The 20,533-nt window shown below is 50.5% G+C and carries 19 protein-coding genes; 9 read left to right on the top strand and 10 right to left on the bottom strand.

The window, feature by feature from the left end:
- Positions 1-55 precede the first annotated feature (55 nt).
- The gene (locus OIK42_RS01815; protein WP_374211835.1) at positions 56-1,213 is read left to right on the top strand and encodes a serine hydrolase domain-containing protein; all 1,158 of its coding nucleotides are present in this window, start codon (positions 56-58) and stop codon (positions 1,211-1,213) included.
- A 1-nt stretch (position 1,214) separates the two neighbouring features.
- On the opposite strand, the gene speA is transcribed toward OIK42_RS01815, so the two are convergent.
- Entirely contained in the window at positions 1,215-3,143 is a 1,929-nt protein-coding gene (gene speA / locus OIK42_RS01810) for a biosynthetic arginine decarboxylase (protein ID WP_273637871.1), read from the bottom strand.
- A gap of 293 nt (positions 3,144-3,436) precedes the next feature.
- Here speA and OIK42_RS01805 point away from each other — a divergent pair, with 293 nt between their 5' ends.
- Complete coding sequence (locus OIK42_RS01805; protein WP_273637870.1) at positions 3,437-3,814, top strand: DUF3224 domain-containing protein; 378 nt, start codon at positions 3,437-3,439, stop codon at positions 3,812-3,814.
- A 9-nt stretch (positions 3,815-3,823) separates the two neighbouring features.
- Here the strand turns inward: OIK42_RS01805 and OIK42_RS01800 are convergent, their stop codons facing one another.
- From OIK42_RS01800 to OIK42_RS01790, 3 genes are read right to left on the bottom strand one after another with little or no spacing between them, the layout of a single operon-like run.
- The gene (locus OIK42_RS01800) at positions 3,824-4,906 is read right to left on the bottom strand and encodes an S-methyl thiohydantoin desulfurase family protein (protein ID WP_273637868.1); all 1,083 of its coding nucleotides are present in this window, start codon (positions 4,904-4,906) and stop codon (positions 3,824-3,826) included.
- Between the two features lies 1 nt (position 4,907).
- Positions 4,908-6,473, bottom strand: a complete 1,566-nt coding sequence (locus tag OIK42_RS01795) for a hydantoinase/oxoprolinase N-terminal domain-containing protein (RefSeq protein ID WP_273637866.1) — start codon at positions 6,471-6,473, stop codon at positions 4,908-4,910.
- A gap of 3 nt (positions 6,474-6,476) precedes the next feature.
- Complete coding sequence (locus OIK42_RS01790; protein ID WP_273637864.1) at positions 6,477-7,751, bottom strand: purine-cytosine permease family protein; 1,275 nt, start codon at positions 7,749-7,751, stop codon at positions 6,477-6,479.
- A gap of 137 nt (positions 7,752-7,888) precedes the next feature.
- On the opposite strand from OIK42_RS01790, the gene OIK42_RS01785 reads away from it, so the two are divergent.
- The 3 genes from OIK42_RS01785 (at position 7,889) to glpK (ending at position 10,989) form a co-directional block, all read left to right on the top strand.
- Positions 7,889-8,386, top strand: a complete 498-nt coding sequence (locus OIK42_RS01785) for an Lrp/AsnC family transcriptional regulator (RefSeq protein WP_273637861.1) — start codon at positions 7,889-7,891, stop codon at positions 8,384-8,386.
- A gap of 232 nt (positions 8,387-8,618) precedes the next feature.
- Complete coding sequence (locus OIK42_RS01780) at positions 8,619-9,350, top strand: MauE/DoxX family redox-associated membrane protein (protein WP_273637859.1); 732 nt, start codon at positions 8,619-8,621, stop codon at positions 9,348-9,350.
- Positions 9,351-9,492: 142 nt separating this feature from the next.
- Complete coding sequence (gene glpK / locus OIK42_RS01775) at positions 9,493-10,989, top strand: glycerol kinase GlpK (protein ID WP_273637858.1); 1,497 nt, start codon at positions 9,493-9,495, stop codon at positions 10,987-10,989.
- Between the two features lie 41 nt (positions 10,990-11,030).
- Here glpK and OIK42_RS01770 read toward each other — a convergent pair whose 3' ends face one another.
- Genes OIK42_RS01770 through OIK42_RS01760 form a run of 3 tightly spaced genes read right to left on the bottom strand, consistent with a single transcriptional unit; the run spans position 11,031 to position 13,871 of the window.
- On the bottom strand, positions 11,031-12,419 hold the full coding sequence (locus tag OIK42_RS01770) for an NAD(P)(+) transhydrogenase (Re/Si-specific) subunit beta (RefSeq protein ID WP_273637857.1): 1,389 nt from the start codon (positions 12,417-12,419) through the stop codon (positions 11,031-11,033).
- Between the two features lie 12 nt (positions 12,420-12,431).
- Complete coding sequence (locus tag OIK42_RS01765) at positions 12,432-12,713, bottom strand: NAD(P) transhydrogenase subunit alpha part 2 (protein WP_273637856.1); 282 nt, start codon at positions 12,711-12,713, stop codon at positions 12,432-12,434.
- A gap of 3 nt (positions 12,714-12,716) precedes the next feature.
- Positions 12,717-13,871 (bottom strand): NAD(P) transhydrogenase subunit alpha, encoded by a 1,155-nt coding sequence (locus tag OIK42_RS01760; protein ID WP_273637854.1) that lies wholly within the window; start codon positions 13,869-13,871, stop codon positions 12,717-12,719.
- Positions 13,872-14,553: 682 nt separating this feature from the next.
- On the opposite strand from OIK42_RS01760, the gene OIK42_RS01755 reads away from it, so the two are divergent.
- The gene (locus tag OIK42_RS01755) at positions 14,554-15,081 is read left to right on the top strand and encodes an NADPH-dependent FMN reductase (protein ID WP_273637852.1); all 528 of its coding nucleotides are present in this window, start codon (positions 14,554-14,556) and stop codon (positions 15,079-15,081) included.
- 187 nt (positions 15,082-15,268) lie between these two features.
- Here OIK42_RS01755 and OIK42_RS01750 read toward each other — a convergent pair whose 3' ends face one another.
- Positions 15,269-16,075 (bottom strand): AraC family transcriptional regulator, encoded by an 807-nt coding sequence (locus tag OIK42_RS01750; RefSeq protein WP_273637850.1) that lies wholly within the window; start codon positions 16,073-16,075, stop codon positions 15,269-15,271.
- Between the two features lie 88 nt (positions 16,076-16,163).
- Here OIK42_RS01750 and OIK42_RS01745 point away from each other — a divergent pair, with 88 nt between their 5' ends.
- Positions 16,164-16,547 carry a DUF3224 domain-containing protein gene (locus OIK42_RS01745; protein WP_273637848.1) on the top strand — a complete coding sequence of 128 codons (384 nt, stop codon included), beginning with the start codon at positions 16,164-16,166 and terminating at the stop codon, positions 16,545-16,547.
- 266 nt (positions 16,548-16,813) lie between these two features.
- Here OIK42_RS01745 and OIK42_RS01740 read toward each other — a convergent pair whose 3' ends face one another.
- Both OIK42_RS01740 and katG read right to left on the bottom strand, forming a co-directional pair.
- A complete protein-coding gene (locus OIK42_RS01740; RefSeq protein ID WP_273637846.1) occupies positions 16,814-17,005 on the bottom strand; it encodes a hypothetical protein in 192 nt (63 codons plus the stop codon).
- Positions 17,006-17,225: 220 nt separating this feature from the next.
- On the bottom strand, positions 17,226-19,472 hold the full coding sequence (katG, locus tag OIK42_RS01735) for a catalase/peroxidase HPI (RefSeq protein ID WP_273637845.1): 2,247 nt from the start codon (positions 19,470-19,472) through the stop codon (positions 17,226-17,228).
- Between the two features lie 583 nt (positions 19,473-20,055).
- On the opposite strand from katG, the gene OIK42_RS01730 reads away from it, so the two are divergent.
- Positions 20,056-20,295, top strand: coding sequence for a hypothetical protein (locus tag OIK42_RS01730; RefSeq protein ID WP_273637844.1), 240 nt, complete (start codon positions 20,056-20,058; stop codon positions 20,293-20,295).
- A complete protein-coding gene (locus tag OIK42_RS01725; RefSeq protein WP_273637843.1) occupies positions 20,295-20,510 on the top strand; it encodes a hypothetical protein in 216 nt (71 codons plus the stop codon). The genes OIK42_RS01730 and OIK42_RS01725 overlap by 1 nt, the downstream gene beginning before the upstream one ends.
- Positions 20,511-20,533: the final 23 nt, after the last annotated feature.

Raw genomic sequence — 20,533 nt, 5'->3', positions numbered from 1 at the left:
GCCACAGATTTGATTATTTCTATCCCTTTATAGTGTTGTTACCTGGGAGTGTCGTTTGCCAGATTTTTATTCGCTGCGCCAGTATGTGCTGGTCGCATTGTTGTTTTTGCTCGGTTGCGCTGCAAGTCGCGACGTGATCGCTACCGAGCAATGGTTCGCCGACTACGCCGCCGAGGTCCAACAACAAGCCGAAAAGTATAATATTCCGGGCTACGCGATGGTCTTTTACCAACAGGGTAAGTCGCCGGTTATCTACGTGTATGGCAAAACTCACCGCGGCGGTGAGCCGATCACCGAAGATACCGTGTTTCGTTTAGCGTCGGTCTCAAAAACCTTTACTTCGGTGCTTATGGCCAAACTCGTGCGTCAGCAGCAATTGCACTGGAATACACCGGTTACCGAGTTGAGCGATACCCTGGGCGAAAATGGCACCCTGAATCCTGATCTTGCCCTTGGCCATATTCTCGGCCAGTCCAGTGGCTTTATGCCAAATGCCTATGACAACCTTATCGAAGCAAACTACCCTCTCAAGCGTGTATTAAGTCAGTTGGCTGGCTTACAGCCGCTGTGCGCACCCGGCGAATGTTATACCTATCAAAATGCCTTGTTCGGCGCCATTGAAGAGTATTTTGTGAGTCGTAACACCTCATATCATCGCCAGTTACAAGAGCAGATCCTCACCCCCCTGGGTATGCAAACAGCCAGTGCGGGTAAAGGCGGCCTGCTGGCCTCAGAAAGTTGGGCGAGGCCGCATATTGCCATTGCCCGCAATCGCTGGCAGGAAGGGCCGGTAGAAAGTAATTATTATCGCTTTGCCCCCGCAGCAGGAGTGAATGCCAGCATTAACGATATGACCCGCTGGCTGCAAGCTATGTTGCTGGAGTTTCCTACCGTGGTACCGGAAGATGTGGTTGAAGCGGTCACCACGCCACGGGTTCGCACCAGCCGGGAAGTCTACCGGCGTGGCTGGCGAGAAGATCTGAAAGATGCGCACTACGGACTCGGATGGCGGGTGTATGACTATGCTGGCGAAGTACTTAACTACCACGGCGGCTGGGTAAAAGGCTACCGTGCCGATGTGTCCTTCTCGCCTAAACACAAAGCCGGCTATGTGATGCTGATGAATGCAGAATCTAATCTCATTAACACCACAACTGCCGACTTTTGGAAAGCTTACTTTAACCAGGCCCGACACGAGAGCCTGGGTAAATAAGTTATTTGGCTGTCTTCAAATACGTGTAACCACTTAAGCAATCTTCGTAAAAATCGGTCCAGCGTACACCTTCACGGGGCTTGATAACGCCGGCCGACACTTGCTTGTCGATCAGACGCTTCATGTCGTAGGCCATGGCTTTCGGGTTGTATTGCATAATACTGAGGACGTCCTCTACTGATGAGCCCTTTACGACTTCTTCTATGTAAAAGTCTTGTGGATCGTCATCGTAGCTAAAAATATGCACTTCATTGAGACGACCAAACAAGTTGTGCATATCGCCCATCACGTCCTGGTAAGCACCGGTAAGAAACAGCCCGATATAGTAGGGTTCATTCGCCTTAAGGCGGTGCATAGGTAACACGTCGGTAATTTCACGCCCTACTGAAAACTGATCAATCTTGCCGTCGCTGTCGCAGGTAATATCTACCAGTGAGCAGTTAATTTCGGGGCGCTCATGCAAACGTGAAATCGGCACTACCGGTAATAACTGATCAATCGCCCAGGTGTCAGCGGCCGACTGAAATACCGAGAAGTTGCACAAGTATTGCGAAGACAGATTAAAATCCAGCTCCTGTAATTCTTCGGGCACATATTCGGCCTGGGCATAATAAGCCTGCAGCCGCGTCATGATTTCCCAATACATGGTTTCGATTTTCGCCAGTTCCTCAAGCGACAGTACGCTTAATTTAAACGCATCCAGCGCCTGTTCCTTGTATTGGGAGGCATCGTTATACAATTCCTGCATGTTGGTTTGTTGATCAAAATTACTGATCATTTCGCGCATATTCTTAACGAAATAGTGCTCACCATCCTTCGGACCAGTGTCGATTGCGGCGCTGTTTGACTTAATTTCGCCCATGATTTCGGTGATCACACAGCTATGATGTGCAGTAATAGCACGGCCACTTTCACTGACCAGATTAGGGTGCGGAACCCCTTCAAGATCGCACATTTCTTTCATGCCGTAGACTACATCAGAAACATATTCCTGCATGCTGTAATTGCGCGATGATTCACTGGTGGAGGCGGTACCGTCGTAATCAATACCCAGGCCACCGCCCACATCAACATAGTCCAGCGGGAAGCCCATTTTATGCAGCTCAGCATAAATTCGGCCACCTTCGGAAATCGCTTCTTTCACGGAGCGAATGTCTGTCAGCTGGCTGCCGATATGAAAGTGCAACAGCTTAAAGCAGTGCGCCATATCATGCTCTTTCAGATAGCGCGCAGTATTTATAATTTCGGCAAAACTCAATCCAAACTTGGCACGGTCGCCGCCCGAGCTTTCCCATTTGCCACGCCCTTTTACGGTCATTTTCGCCCGCACGCCAATGATTGGATCAATCTTGAGTTCCTTGGCTATTCTTACCAGCAGTAACAGTTCAGAGTACTTCTCAACCACCACCACCATACGACGACCCAACTTACGGCCTAGCAGCGCCAAGCGCATAAATTCTTCGTCTTTATAACCATTCAGTACCGTCAGGGAGTCTTCGTTGTTGTTCAACGCCAGAACGGTCAGTAACTCGGCCTTCGAGCCCGCTTCGAGGCCATAATTAAATGGCGCACCGGCATCAACCACTTCTTCAACCACTTCACGCATCTGGTTAACCTTAACCGGATAAACACCATGGTACTCACCCTGGTATTCCGCTTCGCTAATGGTATTTCGAAAGTGGGTATTCAGGTTGGCAACCTGCGAGCGTAAAATATCGTGAAAACGCACCACTACTGGCAGTTGTACGCCTTCCTCATGAATTTCCTCGATAACCGCTTTGAAATCAATCTGCACTGAGGGATCTGACGGGTTTGGCGTTATTTTAATATTGCCGTTTTCGCCAATGTGAAAATAACCACCTCCCCACCGGGAAACGCCATAAATGCGTTCGGCTTCTTCTATCGACCAGTTCCCTGACGTTCCAACCATTGTATGTAGTACCTTTTGCAATTATTTGAGCCAACCTTCGAGTGGCAATGCTGCCACGACATGATTTGGCGCGTATTATAACGGGCTTTGGTGTTAACGCTATGACATTTTACGCATCAAGTACCCGACTGGATTAGTGTATCGGTAAGCCACGCACATTGCGAATCAGACAAAAATTCATTGACTAAATTTCGCAACTGGCCGTACCATTGATCAACACAGACCCATGACTTTCATAAAAAATCCGATAGGGTTCGGCTATTTGTTAAGTCATTGTAAAGGAGTAACAGGGAATGCAACGAGTGTTAGGTGAATTTATCGTTGAATTAACCCCACAGCAGGATGAGCTAGATATGGGCCGCATGTTAATTAACAAATCGTTTAGCGGTGAGCTGGCCGGCACTGCAAATGGCCAGATGCTAAGCAAACGTACTGCCGTTAAAGGCTCTGCAAGCTACGTCGCCTTTGAGGTATTTCGCGGGCGGTTGCAAGACAAGCAAGGCACATTTTCGTTGCAGCACATGGGCACTATGAGTAAAGGCAAGCAAAAACTTACCATAATCGTGGTCCCCGATTCGGCAACGGGTGAGCTGGCGGGCTTGTATGGCAATATGCAAATTCAAAATATCAAGGGCAAGCACTACTACGATTTCGAATTCGATTTTGCCTGAGCCTGGCTGTTAAGTCAGCGGCTGATAATCAAGATCAAAGCCGAAGGCGCGCGGCGAAACAACTTCCAGCGCGGCATCACAATGATAAAAAGCCGGGCAACCCACCGCCATCACACCCACTCGCTGACCAAATTTCAGGCGCTCCGCATTGATCGGTTGCGACGTATCATAGTCAACGATGATAATGAGATCCGGCACACTGGCCAGTATCTTGTGTTGCTGACGTGCCAGCAGATATTCATTTTTAATGGCCACTTCCAGCGACGCTTCCGTACTGTCGAAAGCATCAATCAGCGCCGTCCCTACATCGTAGCCGCCGACGATTTTGGTGCTTTTATCTACCACTTTGCCGGTAAAAAGCAGTCGGCATACACCATACACTGAATCGGCAAAAAGCTGCTCAAGCGGCGCCACGATCTGCTCTACCGGCCCGCGGTGGCGCATGAGTAACTGTCCGAGTTGCACGGCAAAACTAATAGTACCCGGTATAATTGCCTGCTTTATAAAGGCGCCCCGCATAGGATGCTCTGCGGCAGTGATCATACCTCCGGCGGCCATTGCAAAGGCCCGGATATGGCGCTCATAGGTATGCGTATCAGAGGTGCTGAAGCTCGCCGTATTCCCCGCATAATCACGGGCGACTGCCGGAGTGGGCTTGGCGCCTGCAATAGCAAATGTCATCATTTGCGCTTCGGGTAACGCCCGGCCCATGCCGTCACCATCAATGACCGGCAAACCACGCCCTACCGCAGCCATTATCGGCAACAGCGAGTTACCGCCTCCCACTTCAAAGGCCGCGACAGCATCGACCTTGTGGCCGGTTTGGGTTTCGTACTCGCGTAGCGTTTCGCTGGCCTCGTCGACCGAGGGTAACAACTCAAGACTCACTGTCGGAGCCCCAACCGCGCCCAGAGCCACAATATGGGCGTTATCATCCAGAGCCTCTACCGGTAACAATGTTACCGGTCCATATTCTTGCAGCGCCTGGCGGGCCAGCAACATGGGCAAATAAGGATCGCCACCGCCTCCGGTTGCCAAAAACACCGCTCCAAGACTCAGCGCTTCGAGATCATCGACTGTCAGGGAATTCATATTACCGCTCTCCTGTTAGCGGGTTACCGGGCGACCCCAGCTCCCCCACAACTTTTACCCGTACCCGGGTGATACCATCATCCATATAGGGGACGTCGGTTTCTTCAATATCCACCACTCGCAGGGTGTCAGGCTGAGCGCCGGCCGCCACAGCACGGCTGATAGCAGCCTGTTTAACCTGTTCGATGGCGGCCTCCCGAGACTGGCTGCGGTATGATTGTAACGATTCGGACTCGCCGCCAACCTGAGCAATGGCGGCACCAATAGCATTGGCCACACCGGCATGTTCCGGGCGCAGTGTGACTGACGCCGCGGGTAAATCACCCTTGATGATAACCGCGCCACCGCCCACCAGAATCACCGGTACCGGCTTGGCGTTTGGTTTCATCATTTCAATATTGCTATTGAGCAGTTGTTGAATGCGCGCCGCGGCATTGTTAACGGTGGCCCTGGGTACATTGGCCAGCCTGGTCGGATCGCCAAGGCTGACCGCCCCACTGGCCACCGCAATATCGGTAACGGTTAACGTGTTACCGCCAAATACCAGCGCTTCAGTGACCAGTTCACGGCCGCAGGATTGCGGCCCAACCGTTGACCCGTCAGCACTTACCAGACTGCCACCGCCGAGGCCTACGGCGCGGATGTCGGGCATCCTGAAATTGGTTCGTACGCCGCCTACATCAACGACACTGCCAGACTCGCGGGGAAAACCGCGCTGCAACACCCCGATGTCGGAGGTAGTACCGCCAATATCCACGACAATGGCGTCTGTAGTATCGGTAAGTTTATAGGCGCCGCGTAACGAATTGGTCGGCCCGGAGGCAAAGGTAAGGGCCGGAAACTGGCGCACAAAGCGGGTGCTCATTAACGTGCCGTCATTCTGGCTGATATATACCGGGCAGTTAAAATTATGCTGGCGGAGTGCTTGTTGAAGAGCGCTCACCACGGTGTCAGCAAACGGCAGTAACGACGCATTGAGGATGGCGGAATTTTCCCGCTCTAGTAAGCCGAGGCTGCCTAACTGATGCGACAGCGTGACCCGCACATCCGGGATAGCCTTAAGCACCCGCTCTCTGACCCATTCTTCCGGGCCGGGGTTCATAGTGGAAAAAGGCGATGATATCGCCACACAGCGAATACCCCGTTGATTGATATCGGCAATAACCTTGTCAATTTCGGCGCTGTTCACCGGCGCAAGCGGGTTACCATCGTAAAGAAACCCGCCATGACAAACATACACATTTCCACCCACTGCACCGGCTAAATCAGCAGGCCAGTCGGTCAGTGGCGGGCACCCTTTACCACTTGGCAGCGCAAGGCGGATAATGCCAACCGGTGCAAGAAACTTACGCTCAACCACCGCATTGGTAAACTGAGTCGTGCCAATCATCAGGGTGTCGATATCAGCCGCGGCATAACCGCTTTGTGTCAGTAATGATCCTAATGCGTTAAACACCCCGCCGGTGACATCTGCCGTGGTGAGGGTTTTAATCGACGCCAACACGGTGTTATCGCTGAGTAAGACGGCGTCGGTGTGCGTGCCGCCAACATCAATTCCAATTCGCACGTGTTACCCCCTGTTGCCCGGTTGCGAAATCTTTCCCCATAGCCCATAGACCAACGCCGACAGCAACATCGCATCAATCGCCGAAATAGTGGTGAGCGAGGGCAGCGTGGTTAACTGATCACAAATCGCCACGATGGCGCCGGCGGCCCAGGCGCAGGCCGCGCCCTTGTTAAGCGACCCCGGCACAGGCTTACTGGCAGCGTCATCGCGGCGATTCAACCAGTGAATATCGAGCGCGATAATGCCTGCCACAGGAATAAACAACGCCGTTAATACCGCCAGAAAAGTAATAAAATAATCCAGAATATTGCCAAACGCCGCCAGCATCCCCAGTACACCCAACGCCAGCGTGACCCAGCGATTCCCCTGGGTGGGTAAATTAGCGCTGATAGCCAGCTCAGCACTGTACAAATTGAGCGAATTAAGTACCCAACTTCCGGCAACCACAATAAGCAGGGCGGCGCTGCCTAACCCTAAGGCCATGATAATCTCGATAATGTCATGACTATGAAAACTATCAGCTGCATTGGCGGCAATCAGCAATACCAGCGACTGCGCCACCAGATACGACCAGAAGGCGGTATATATTCCGCCCCGTCGCTGGCGGCTGAAACGGGTAATGTCCGGTAAAATAATCGCGCCAATGATGATCACACCGACAATCATATTCACCCCATCAGAAATGGTGTACGTGGTTGCGATGTCGGTAAGCGGTAAACTTGCTGGCGCGGCTGTCTCCTGAAGCGACATCCACCCCATCCAGGCGGCAAAACACATCATCACCGGCACCAATAATACCGACAGCCGGTTGATCATTTTAAAGCCAACCACGGTCGTCATAATCATGCATACACCGGCAATGCCTTCTACGACTGTTGCTGATGGCACCGGCAGTGCAGAGCTTGCTGCAACGCGCAATACCGACGCTGAAAACAAGTCGAGATTAACCCCAAACCAACCTACCAGCGACAGCGCGAATAATACATTGAGCACGGCGGCGCCTTGCTTACCAAATGTTTGCTGCACCAGCAGATAAGAGTTTTTACCGGTCGCGGCGCCAATATCGCCCATGATCCCGCCAATGACCGTGAGCAGCAGCGCGCCAATCACCATCGCTATTAGTCCCTGTTGCCAGGACAGCGCTGCGAATAACTCAATACCGGTAACAAATGTCGGAATCGAAAAGCTGACCATTGCCGACACCGCAGCAACCCGCGGCCAGTTAACTTTATGGTGCCCGTCGACCGGGGATGTATCGGTAGCGTATGGTTGTTCCAATGCCTTGCCCGTAGAAGAATTTGCTGAATAGTCTACGCAATGCCTCACAAAATATCTTCGCGTAGTTGATGTCATTGCAAAAACTGGATTTTTTAGTAGAGTCCAAAACAAAATAATCTTTTTAGCAGGCGCAAACCGTGGCGAAACGCACTCTCAAACTGGACGAATACAATAAAAAAATACTGGCGACGGTACACAAGGAAGCGGACTTGTCGAACCAGGAACTGGCTGAGCGCGTAGGCTTATCGCCAAGCGCGTGCTTTCAGCGCAAAAAAGCGCTGCAGGAAGCGGGCTACTTTTTTAATTTTCATACCGAAATGGATCTGGACAGGATTTGCCAGCACGTTCTTGCTTACGTCGAAATTTATCTGCACAGCAACACGGAACCCCACAAGTCGGCCTTTGAGAACGCCATTCAAGCCATTCCGGAATTTATGGATTGTTTGCGGATTAGCGGCGACATAGACTATATCTCGTTTACCTGTTTTCCTGATCTGGCCACGCTAAAAGCCACCTGTGATGAACTCAGCAGCCGCCCGGAGCTGGGCATTCGCCGCCTCGACATTCGCCCTGTGCTGGAACGAACCAAATGGTATCTTGGTTACCCGCTGGAAAAACTCAACTGGCTGGAGTAGCGATTAACAGGGTAATTTAATTTACCGCGCCATGCTCTTTTCTCACAACGGAACAATTCTTGCGACACTCCCTGTTATTAAAGCATATCGAGCAGTTAACGACGCTATAACCAACAGACCGTGCAACATGTATCCTGATATTGTGAACATATTACACGTTCTTGCTCTTAAGCGTTGAGCATGGTTATCCGCTTCGCTAGCTGAGATTTTTGGCAAATTTGGGAGCTACACAATGAGTAGAACAGCTGTGCTGTATCGAATGGTCACCCCTGAACACATCTGCCCGTTTGGGCTGCGTTCCAAGGATTTGTTGGAGCGCAAAGGGTATAAGGTTGAGGATCATCATCTTAGCGACCGCCAGGAAAAGGATAAGTTTAAACAACAGCATAACGTTGAAACCACTCCACAAACCTTTATTGATGATGAGCGTATCGGCGGTTATGACGATCTCAGAGAATACTTTGGTAAAGGTGAAGCCGGGCAAACGGGCACCACTTACACGCCGGTGATCGCTATTTTTGCGGTTGCCGCACTGATGACCCTCGGCTGGCTGTTCGGCGCCGGAGAGTCATTATTGTCGATGCGCTCGCTGCTACTGTTTATTGCGGTGTCGATGACACTGCTGGCAGTGCAAAAACTCAAAGATCTCTATAGCTTTACCCAGTCATTTATTACCTACGATTTACTGGCCATGCGCTGGCTGCGTTACGGATACCTGTACCCGTTTCTGGAAGCTTATGTGGGTATCGCCATGATTGCCCAGCTGCCAGCATGGTGGGTGGCACCGGTTTCGTTACTGATAGGCTCGGTGGGTGCTGTTTCGGTGTTTAAAGCGGTCTACGTGGACAAACGCGAACTAACCTGTGCCTGCGTGGGTGGCGACAGTAATGTGCCCTTAGGTTTCGTCTCGTTGTCAGAAAATCTGTTTATGATTGCAGCCGGTGTGCTGATGTTAGCGATGTGATGCAAACCTGCTAATGCCGGCGAGCGTGCCGGCGCGTTAACACTCACCGGTAAAGCAGCGGTTGCAACGGGCTGATTGAGTAGCATTATCAACCTTAACGATTACACTTAGGCGAGAGTTAATAAGTAGTACAGGCAATACCATGACCAGCAAAACCAACAGCAATCGCGCATACCTGGCTATTGATCAGGGCACAACGTCGTCCAGAGCCATTGTATTTACCGCTGAGTTTGAGATGGCTTACACAGCGCAGCAGGAGTTTGCCCAATATTACCCCCGCAATGGTTGGGTAGAGCAGGATCCTGAAGAGCTCTGGCAGTCGGTGCTGGCAGTGACTCGCGAGGCGTTGGCGGCCGCCCGTCAACAGGGATTACAGGTTACCCATATTGGCATTGTTAATCAGCGCGAGACCACACTGGTGTGGCACCGCGACAGCGGCAAACCGGTTTATAACGCCATTGTATGGCAGGACCGGCGCACCAGTCAGTACTGTCGCAGCCTGTCTGCCCATGAAGACATGGTTCAGCAAAAAACCGGCTTACGTTTAGATCCCTACTTTTCAGCCAGTAAATTACGCTGGATCCTCGATAACGTTGACGGTGCGAACGCCCTTGCCCAGAACGAAAAATTACTGTTTGGTACCGTTGACAGCTGGCTAATCTGGCGGCTCACAGGCGGAGAGGTCCATGCCACCGATGTCACCAACGCCAGTCGCACCAGCCTGTACAATATTGGTGAAAATTGCTGGGATAACGCCCTGCTGGCATTGTTTGGCATTCCGCCCGCCATGCTGCCGGAGGTAAAAGACTGCGCAGCCGATTTTGGCATGACCGCGCCGGATATATTACCGGAAAGCCTACCCATAAGCGGTGTTGCAGGCGACCAACAGGCTGCCATGATAGGTCAGGGCTGCGTACAGCCGGGGAACGTAAAAGCCACTTACGGGACCGGCTGCTTTGCCCTGGTGAACACCGGAGCGGATTGTCCTGTGAGTCAGTCGGGATTACTAACTACCATAGCTTACCGCTTGCATGGGCAAACACACTATGCCATTGAGGGCGCCATTTTTGTGGCTGGCGCCGCCGTGCAATGGCTGCGTGACGGACTTGGCCTGATAGCCAAAGCGGCAGATAGCGAAGCCATTGCCAGTCAGGTGGGTAATGAGCACGGTTTGGTGGTGGTACCGGCCTTTACCGGCCTGGGCGCGCCGCACTGGCAGCCCGACGCCCGGGGCGCCATTTATGGTATTACCCGTGCCACCAGCGCCGACGATATTGTGCGGGCAACCCTGGAATCGGTATGTTTTCAAACCCATGATTTACTCACTGCGATGAGTCAGTCGGGGGTTACGCCCACGGGGTTGAAAGTAGATGGCGGCATGGTAGCCAACGAGTGGTTTTGCCAGTTTTTAGCCGATACCCTGAATGTACCTGTAGTGCGGCCTCACATCATGGAAACCACAGCGCTTGGCGCTGCGCTGCTTGCCGCGATGCAAGCCGGTGACATTGCCGGCTTAAACGACTTAGCTACCGCTACCCCCTGCCAAAAAACCTTCACACCTACCGCTAACAGCGATCGTGAAACTCAGCTTGTACGCTGGCAGAAGGCCGTACAGGCAACATTGCTAATGGCGCAATAGCCTGCACACCATGCCAGTGCACAGGCCTGCAGTAAGCGCCGTTAATCGTCGCCAAATTCACGAATAATACTGTTAATGGTTTCTTTGGCGTCGCCCAGCACCATGCGAGTATTATCTTTGAAAAACAGTGGATTATCTACACCAGCAAAGCCTGCATTGGCCGAACGTTTGAGCACAAAGACGGTTTTGGCCCGATAGACTTCGATCACCGGCATGCCGTAGATAGGGCTGCCTTTCATTTCTTTTGCGGCCGGGTTCACTACGTCATTGGCACCGATAACAATGACCACATCGTAGTTCTCCATACGCGGATTCACATCATCCATTTCGCATAACTGATCGTAAGGTACATCGGCTTCAGCGAGCAACACGTTCATGTGACCGGGCATGCGTCCGGCTACCGGATGAATGGCATACTCTACCGTACAATTGTTTTCTTCCAGTAGCGACTGCATTTCACGCACCGCATGTTGCGCCTGAGCAACAGCCATACCATAGCCGGGTACCACCAGCACTGACTGAGCCGCCTCAAGCACATAGAAAGCATCCTGCGCCGACATGATTTTGACTTCGCCCTGGATGGCTTCACCCATTTCCACCGGTTTTGCAAAACCCGACAGCAGAACGTTCATTAACGAGCGATTCATGGCCTTACACATAATATTAGTCAGAATCAGCCCTGACGCCCCGACCAGTAACCCGGTCACAATCAAAATAGTATTGCTCACCGCCAGGCCTGCCGCACAGGCTGCCACACCGGAATATGAGTTTAGCAGCGCAATAACCACCGGCATATCCGCACCACCAATGGAAATGGTCGCCCAAATACCAAAGCTGAGTGCCAGCGCAATCGACACATACAACCACAGCGGGTTAGCCGGATCGGTGGCAAACAAATAGCCCACTACAAAGAATGCCACAATATGAACAATACTCAGCTCACGCAGGCCGGTAAAAATAAACGCCTTAGAAGATAACTTACCTGACAGTTTACCCCAGGCAATCAACGAGCCTGAGAAGGTAATGCCGCCAATAAGAATGGTTAAGAAGACGGTCACAAACAGCAGCTCTTCGGTGGTTGCCAGCGCGATAGTACTCATGCCCGATACCGTCGCCCAGCCCAGGATTAAGGAGGCAGCACCACCAAAGCCATTAAACAGCGATACCATCTCTGGCATCTGAGTCATTTCGACAGTTTTGGCTTTCCAGGCACCGTAGGCACCGCCCAGGACAAACCCCAGAAGTATCCAGTGATAACTGATGATCTGCTGGTCAATGAGTGTCACCACGACGGCGATAAACATACCCACGGCAGAGACCAGATTGCCTTTACGTGCCGATGAGGGATGGCTTAACAGCTTTAAGCCAACAACAAATAACGTGGTTGCCAGTACATAGGCAAGATTAATGATCAATGCATTAGAACTCATCGCATAGTCTCCTTACTTACCTTTTTTCTTAAACATACCGAGCATACGATCGGTCACCATATACCCGCCTACCACGTTGATACTGGCCAGCGCGACAGCTGCCGTACCCAGCACCGTTGTTAGCACGTCGTTATCGGCACCAGAGGCCACAAGTGCGCCCACCAGCGTTACGCCGGAAATTGCATTAGAGCCCGACATAAGCGGCGTATGCAGTGTGGCCGGTACTTTACGAATAAGTTCGAATCCCAAAAAGGCGGCGAGTAAAACAATAAAAATCAGATAAATAGTTTCCATGCGTTAGCCTCCTGTGTATGCGTTGTTAAGCATGCTGTTGGTGATTTCACCGCCGTGAGTAATCACGCTCTGCGCTAAAATTTCGTCTTCGAGGTTGAGTACAAACTGCTTGCTGTCGGTATCGAAGAACTCGTCAATAAGATTTAACAGGTTATTGGCATACATATCGGTGGCATCGCGGGCCACACACTGACTCCAGTGCCCCGTACCAATTACGGTAACCCCTTCAACATTAACCACCTCACCGGGTACCGAGCCCTCTACATTGCCGCCAGACTGAGCAGCCATATCGACCACCACACTGCCCGGTTTCATTAACGCCAGAGTTTGTTTAGAAATTAACACTGGCGGCTTACGACCAAATAACTGGGCTGTGGTGATCACAATATCCGAGTCGGCAATGGCATCACGCTGGGCGTCCTGTAACCTGGCCTTTTGCTCATCGGTGAGCTCTTTGGCATAGCCGTCTTTGGTTTGACCGGTTTCACCAATGTCGATTTTTAGAAACTTACCGCCCAAGGATTCGACCTGCTCGGCCACGACCGGACGGGTATCATAAGCGAGCACACTGGCGCCCAGGCGTTTTGCGGTGGCGATGGCCTGCAAACCCGCCACCCCGGCGCCAATAATAAATACTTTGGCCGGTTTAATGGTGCCGGAAGGCGTCATCATCATGGGTAAAATACTGGGCAGTTTATTGGCTGCCTGCATCATCATCACATAGCCAGCCAGGCTGGCCTGGGAGCTTAAGGCATCCATTTTTTGCGCCCGTGAAGAACGCGGAATCATTTCGACCGACAGCGTCGACAGTCCTTTTCCAGCCATGTTTTCAACCAGCTCTTGCTGAAAGAACGGATCGATATGACCAATCACCAGCGTGTTAGGTTTGAATTGTTCAAGGTGTGTGGGAAGCGGTCGATTTACGTACAGCACAATATCTGCTGCAGGCAGCGTATCGGCAACATCGACAATGGTGGCCCCTTGATCGGTATACGCAGTATCAGAATAACCTGATAATGCACCGGCGCCTGTATCGACCATTACGGTCAGGCCCATCCGGGTTAACCGTAGCACAGTAGCGGGCGTGACAGCGCAACGCCGCTCAACAAAACTGGCATCAGCAGCGTGTTTTGCTTCATTTAAAACTAAGAGTTTCAAGAGAGTCCTCCTTTCCTACGGGCAAAAGTAACCCAACCGCTTTATTGTTTAGCGGTTAAGCAAGTATCTGTTGTTTGCCACAAGGTGCTCTTGATCCAGTTATTACAAAATTGCCAAGCCAATAAATATAAACAGGGCTTATACATATCAATTTTGTAATCTTCCATTTTTATTGGATTTTTAGGAAAGGATTACGTCGAAAGCCAATAATGCCGCAACAAATGCGAAATTGAAAGCAAAAAATGTGTAATAAGGACGTAAGTACCATTTATGAAACTTTTTACTTATATAAGATTTATTTATATTACAAATCAAAAAAGTCGCAAGGTATGACGACGCAGGCATTGAGATTATTGCCCATCTGTGTCGTTACAGTATAAAACTCCACGTAACTGCAACGCTAGGAGGGCAAAGCCCTGCGGGTACTGAAGGCGCAGATCCATGAAGACTTTGCGTACGATACACTAACGGTAATCTGTTAAGCAAGCAGCGATAGCATTCGCGAGCACAGGATGCTTGAGCACAACCAGACCGTTGCGGGCTACCACTCATCGCGACTAAATGTTAAACCGTTTGTGAATATCATTCTGAAAAATCGAATATAACCCAATGTTTAATCACATGGTTGCAAATAACCGACTTATTTATAATTGGCGCCAGTTTAAAAAGACGGGGAAATTTTATGAAAATCGTTGCATATGGCGCGAGCACAAGTTCGACATCAATCAATAAAGCACTGGCAACTTATACGGCCGGTCTGGTTGAAGACGCTGAAGTCAAAGTACTGGACATTAACGACTACGATGTACCGATGTTCAGTGAAGATAAAGAAAAGGAAATTGGCCAGGCTGAAGGCGCGCAGGCGTTCTTAAATGATCTCGCTGAAGCAGATGCCTTTGTAATCTCGTTTGCTGAGCACAACGGCCACTACCCGGCCGCATACAAAAACCTGTTCGACTGGGCAACGCGTATTGATCGCGCAGTATTTAAAGATAAGCCTGCGGTATATCTGGGAACTTCTCCGGGCCCAACTGGTGCCAAATCAGTACTGGCCGCAGCGGAAGGTTCAGCGCCGTATTTTGGCGGTAATGTAAAAGCGACGGTTTCGGTACCGGCATTTTACGACAAGTTTGACCTCGAAACGGGCAAACCAAAAGACGATGCACTGATTGCCGAACTAACAGCCGCGGTTGCCAAGCTCGCTGAATAAACCGGGCTGAATAAGCCTGACTGAATAAATCGGGCCGAATAAACAAGGCCTTGTAGTAAGCACCCGGTCTGCTGTTAAGCCTCAACAAGGCGTGTATTTTACACGCCTTGTTTTGTTTATAGCACTTTTTGCGCGAAAGCCTGGTTATCACCTGCATAGCCTTTGCCACCAGTCTTTGTACCTCTGGTCAGGCTTTTGTATAGCTACCAGGCGTTACTCCCAGCATGGTTTTAAAATCCCGAATAAGGTGGGACTGATCGCTGTAATCCAGCAATGCCACTACATCGGCGATACTGGTTCGACGGTCCTCCAGTGATGCCAGGGCGTCGTGCAGACGATACTTTCTGACCAACCACTTGGGCGACAGCCCTACATAGTGCTGAAAATTACGCTGCAGGGTTCTTACCGAATAGCCGGAATATTGCGACAAGAGCGCCACCGTTGATATCCCGCTATTATGTTTTATCAATTCGAGCATTTCGGCGGTGTGTAACAGCGCCGGGTCAGGTGGTGAGTCAAAAGGCCTTAAAAAGTGGTGCAGGGTTGCCAGCATTGCCTCATCATCCGGCGCGTCAGCAAGCTGCGCAACTAACCTGTCTGTGTTAGACCCAAAACATCCGGCGGCGGGAATTTCTTTATCCACGTACTCAGTGACTGGCGCCGTGAGCAAGCTGGCCAACGCGCCAATGTTAAACTTTACCCCCAGGATTCTGCCGGTGCCGTGCATAGGATACGCATACACTTTGCTGACCGGGCCAAGCAGCCTGGCCACGCCCTTGTCGATAACTAAGTGAAAATTAGGATCCGGCAGGTTTTGCTGTGTATGCCCATGGCCGTCAGGGAGTTGCCAATCGACAAACCAAAATTGCTCAACCAGATGGTTAAGCTGTGCCGGCGGATAATAGCGTCGCAGGTTATATTGCTTTGCGCTCTCGTTGCTGTGCAACACGCCGGTTATTGGGTTTTGATTAGGTTGCAAATTGGGGTTTGTCATCAGCGGTGTTTGGCGTGTTTTTACAATACCAGATGCGTTAGTGGTGGTAACCTTTAATTCTCTTACAAACAACGTTTACGGAACAGCAATGCAGTTAACCGGTACCTTTTCCATTACAGATTGGCAGGAAACCCCGCAAAAAACGCTGCCTCAGGGCAGTAAACTTAACAATGCTATCGTCAAGCAGGCCTATTCAGGGGATATTGCAGGCACCAGCGAAGTCTATTACCAGCTGCACTATACCGACAACAACAATGCCTGGTTTAACGGCTTTGAATATCTCTCGGGCATCATCAATGATCAGCCCTGTGAACTGGTGCTTGATCATAATGGTCAATTCAGCGATGGCGTTGCCTCCGCGAAGTTCAGGGTTATTTCCTGCGAGCCTTTATCGGCATTGGTAGGGGCATCAGGGCATTTCAGCGCGTCGTTGAATGGCCAGACAACCTATACACTCTCGACCGCTAATTAGGCGATAAGTCCGGGGCACATTCTCGTTTTATAGGTTAAAGCCGGGCGCTGAAGGCTAAAATTCGGGAATAAAAAACGGCCATAACTCGCTGATGATTTGCCGCGATACGGTGCTGCTGATAAGCCGCAATAATAGTAAACCGTGGCTGGCAGATATGCGGTTGAAGGGGGAGGTATACGGTTAAAGGAGTCTCCAATCTGCGATACCCGTAGTTTAGTTTGTTATTGCAGCATCTCAGGCTACGGCGTTATTGTTTGCAGCCCGTATCATGCATCGCTTTGCCGCTCTAACTCAATGGCATAATTTACCAGCTCTGCATTGGAAAGACTCGCTTCGTTATCGTCGTGATCCATCGCCAGTATTTTATCAACAAATTTTTCGACAATTTGCTGATGACCTACGTCGAGTAAACGGTATTTTTGCAGTAACCGTAACTCATCATCATTTATGTCCATCATGCTTCTCCGTTAAACGCCAGATACACTGTGCTCAGGCTTGCCATGCCTTACCATTACTCTGCAATCCTCAATATAAACGCTGAGCAAACACAGAGCAAACGCAGAGGGTGCGGCGCGTCTTACCACGGCCTCCCCTCAACGTACGTCACTGTTATCAGTGTCGCAAGATTATCGATATCCCAACGACTGTCGATATCCAAAGCCATCGTGGAATTTGCGTTTACCGGTAAAGTGCATTTTTTAGCTCAAACCGATCCGCCATCATGACCTTGTGCCATGCCTTAACAAAGGTATCCACAAAGCGTTTATTGCCGCCTTCGGAACCAAAGGCCGTTACCACCTGGCGTAGTTGCGGTTCGGAGCCAAACACCAGATCGGCGCGCGTTGCTGTCCATCTTTTTTCACCGGTCTTGTAATGTTTGCCTTCAAACACTTCTTTGTCTTCATCCACCGGCTGCCACTTGGTTTCAATATCCAGTAAATTCACAAAAAAGTCGTTACTGAGTACGCCAACCTTATCTGTAAATACGCCGTGGGCAGAATTATCGTGATTAGTGCCTAACACCCGCAGGCCACCGATCAGTGCGGTCAGCTCCGGCGCAGTAAGATCAAGCAGATAAGCTCTGTCGATGAGCATGCGCTCGGTTTCCACTTTGTACTGACCCTTACGGTAATTTCTAAAACCATCTACCAGAGGTTCGAGCACGGCGATATTGTCTGCATCGGTTTGCTCTTCAAGTGCATCCATCCGACCCGGCATAAAGGGTACGGTCACCGGCGTGCCCGCCGCATCGGCCGCTTTCTCGATTGCCGCCGCACCTGCCAGGACGATCAGATCAGCCATCGACACTTTTTTGTCGCCGGGCTTGCCGTTAAACTCGGCCTGAATGTCCTCTAATACTGATAACACCTGCGCCAGTTGCTCAGGGTTATTCACTTCCCAGTTTTTCATCGGCGCTAAACGGATGTGCGCACCATTGGCACCACCACGAAAATCTGTTTTGCGATAGGTTGACGCTGATGCCCAGGCAACACTTACCAGTGCCGAAACTGACAGTCCGCTACTGAGGATTTGTTGTTTAAGTTGCTTAACATCAGTTTCGTTAATCAGCGGGTGATCGCACTCAGGAATCGGATCCTGCCAGGACAGCTCCTCTTCAGGCACTTCATCACCAATCAGGCGGTTTTTGGGCCCCATATCGCGGTGGGTCAGTTTATACCAGGCACGGGCAAAGGCGTCGTCCAGCAGCGACCGATCCTTTAAGAAGCGCTCACAAATTTCCCGGTAGGCTGGATCAGTGATCAACGCAATGTCACTGGTCATCATCATTGGCGGGTGAGAAACCCCCTCTAAATGGGCATCGGGAATGCGGTCAGCATCGACGCCGTTTTTAGGACGCCAGGACTTCCCCCCGGCTTCACTAGTGGTTTGTTCCCACTCGTACTTAAATAAATTTTCGAGATATTCGTTATCCCAGCGCGTTGGGTTAGATGTCCACGCGCCTTCAATACCGTTAGTGGTGGTCAGCTCGGCGTTGCCGTGCTGGTTGTCGTTCAACCAGCCAAGCCCCTGTGCTTCGATAGGCGCGGCATTAGGCTCGGGCCCTACATGGGATTTCTTTGAGCCACCGTGGCTTTTACCAAAGGCATGACCACCGGCAATTAAGGCCACGGTTTCTTCATCATTCATGGCCATGCGGCCAAAGGTAATGCGAATTTCCTGCGCCGAAGAGAGCGGATCCATGTTTGAGAACGGCCCTTCAGGGTGCACATAAATTAACGACTGGCGCGATGCGGCCAACGGGTTTTCTAAATCGTATTCGTCGGTGCCTGGCTCACCTTCCCAGCGCTTGTCCTGAGTGGCCATTTCTTCTTCAGGCCCCCAGTATGAGGCATCATCTGCCTCCCAGGCATCAATGCGCCCGCCACCAAAGCCAAAGGTTTTAAAACCCATTTGCTCCAGCGCACAGTTACCGGTGAGAACAATTAAATCGGCCCAGGAGAGCTTCTCGCCGTACTTTTGTTTAATCGGCTGAATAAGCCGAATCGACTTGTCGATGTTGCCGTTATCTTCCCAGGAATTGATCGGCGCAAAACGGATTAGCCCTTCTGCCGTACCACCACGACCATCCGCCACCCGGTACGTACCGGCCGCGTGCCACGCCATGCGGATCATTTGCGGGCCATAGTTACCGTAATCTGCCGGCCAGAAGTCTTGCGACGTGGTGAGCATCTCAAAAATATCTTTTTTAACCGCTTCGATATCCAGCGAGTTAAACGCCGCCGGATAGTTAAAATCGGCACCGTAAGGGTTAGCATCGGGTGATTGGCTGTGCAGCAGTTCTACCGGCAGTCGGTTGGGCCACCAGTCGGCATTCATGGGACTTGTGCCCATTGCACCACCGATCCGTTTACTTTGTATAACCTGTCTACCGCCGGCAATTGGACATTTAGAACTGTCAGCCATTATTCACGCTCCTTACTGATATTACGGTTTAACCTATTGAGGTTAAAGCCTAGTTTGCATCGTTCAGTTTGTACAATGATGTAAAGAGTAGTACGCAGCCGGGCTGAGTGTAGATCGAAAACAAGCATTAACTGGATGATATAAGATTAGCTAAATTCGCCCCTGAACTCGTATGACACTTACGGTTTCTTGGTATACAGAAAGAGTAATATTTAGAATATTTTGTCGTATTTCGCCCAACGTGAATCGATATCGCCGCAGAGGACGCTGGCCAACAAAGACAGTAGACAACTCGCGATAGCATCATTGGGACACTCACACAATTCCGATGACATCAGGTGTTTACGGTTCGTCATTTGCTATTGAGGATCTAAATACATTAATCCGGTCAGTAGTCTTTATCTTCGCCAGACTTGCCCGATTATCTACCCCCCTAACCTATAAAAAATAACCGGAGCACTGCAAAGGTATAACTTTGACTGACCACATTTAAGCTGGTAATTTTACCTACGGTTAAGCGCTTACATCTTAGTTTTCGCGCCACAAAGACCTTTCGGTTTTGCCAACAATAACAAGGAAGAAAATGAAAAATATCAAACTATTAATGCCGTTCTCTCTGATTTTTATGCTTTTGTTAGGGGGATGTACATCGTTGGATGGACGGCAGCTGGCTTCTTCAGCTTATAAAGGGAAATTTTATGTCGAACATCAACCCAAAGACTCACGCGACCTACATATCAATATCTCACGGATCTTAAATGATCGTGGTTTAGATGCCGCATATGGTGATCAGGTCAAGCACCGGAAAGCGCAGAGTTTATAGTGAGCTATCTCGATAGGTGGCAGTGGGATATGCGCATGTTTCTCAGTAACCTAAGAATTGAAGTCAGGGATAAATCCAATAGTGAACTTATCGGCTTTGGCGAATCTGGACAAGACTCAATGGCTGCGATGGGTAAAACGTTTGACGACATCATCAACAGGAGTCTTGATCAAATGTTATCTAACCCAAAAGCCAAGGAGTATGAGAAGAATTAAAGCTACATACAAAGCTTAGCCCC

Source organism: Alteromonas gilva (assembly GCF_028595265.1).
GTDB lineage: Bacteria > Pseudomonadota > Gammaproteobacteria > Enterobacterales > Alteromonadaceae > Alteromonas > Alteromonas gilva.
Note: the sequence above shows the minus strand (reverse complement) of the source record. Positions and strands in the feature narration are given on the sequence as shown.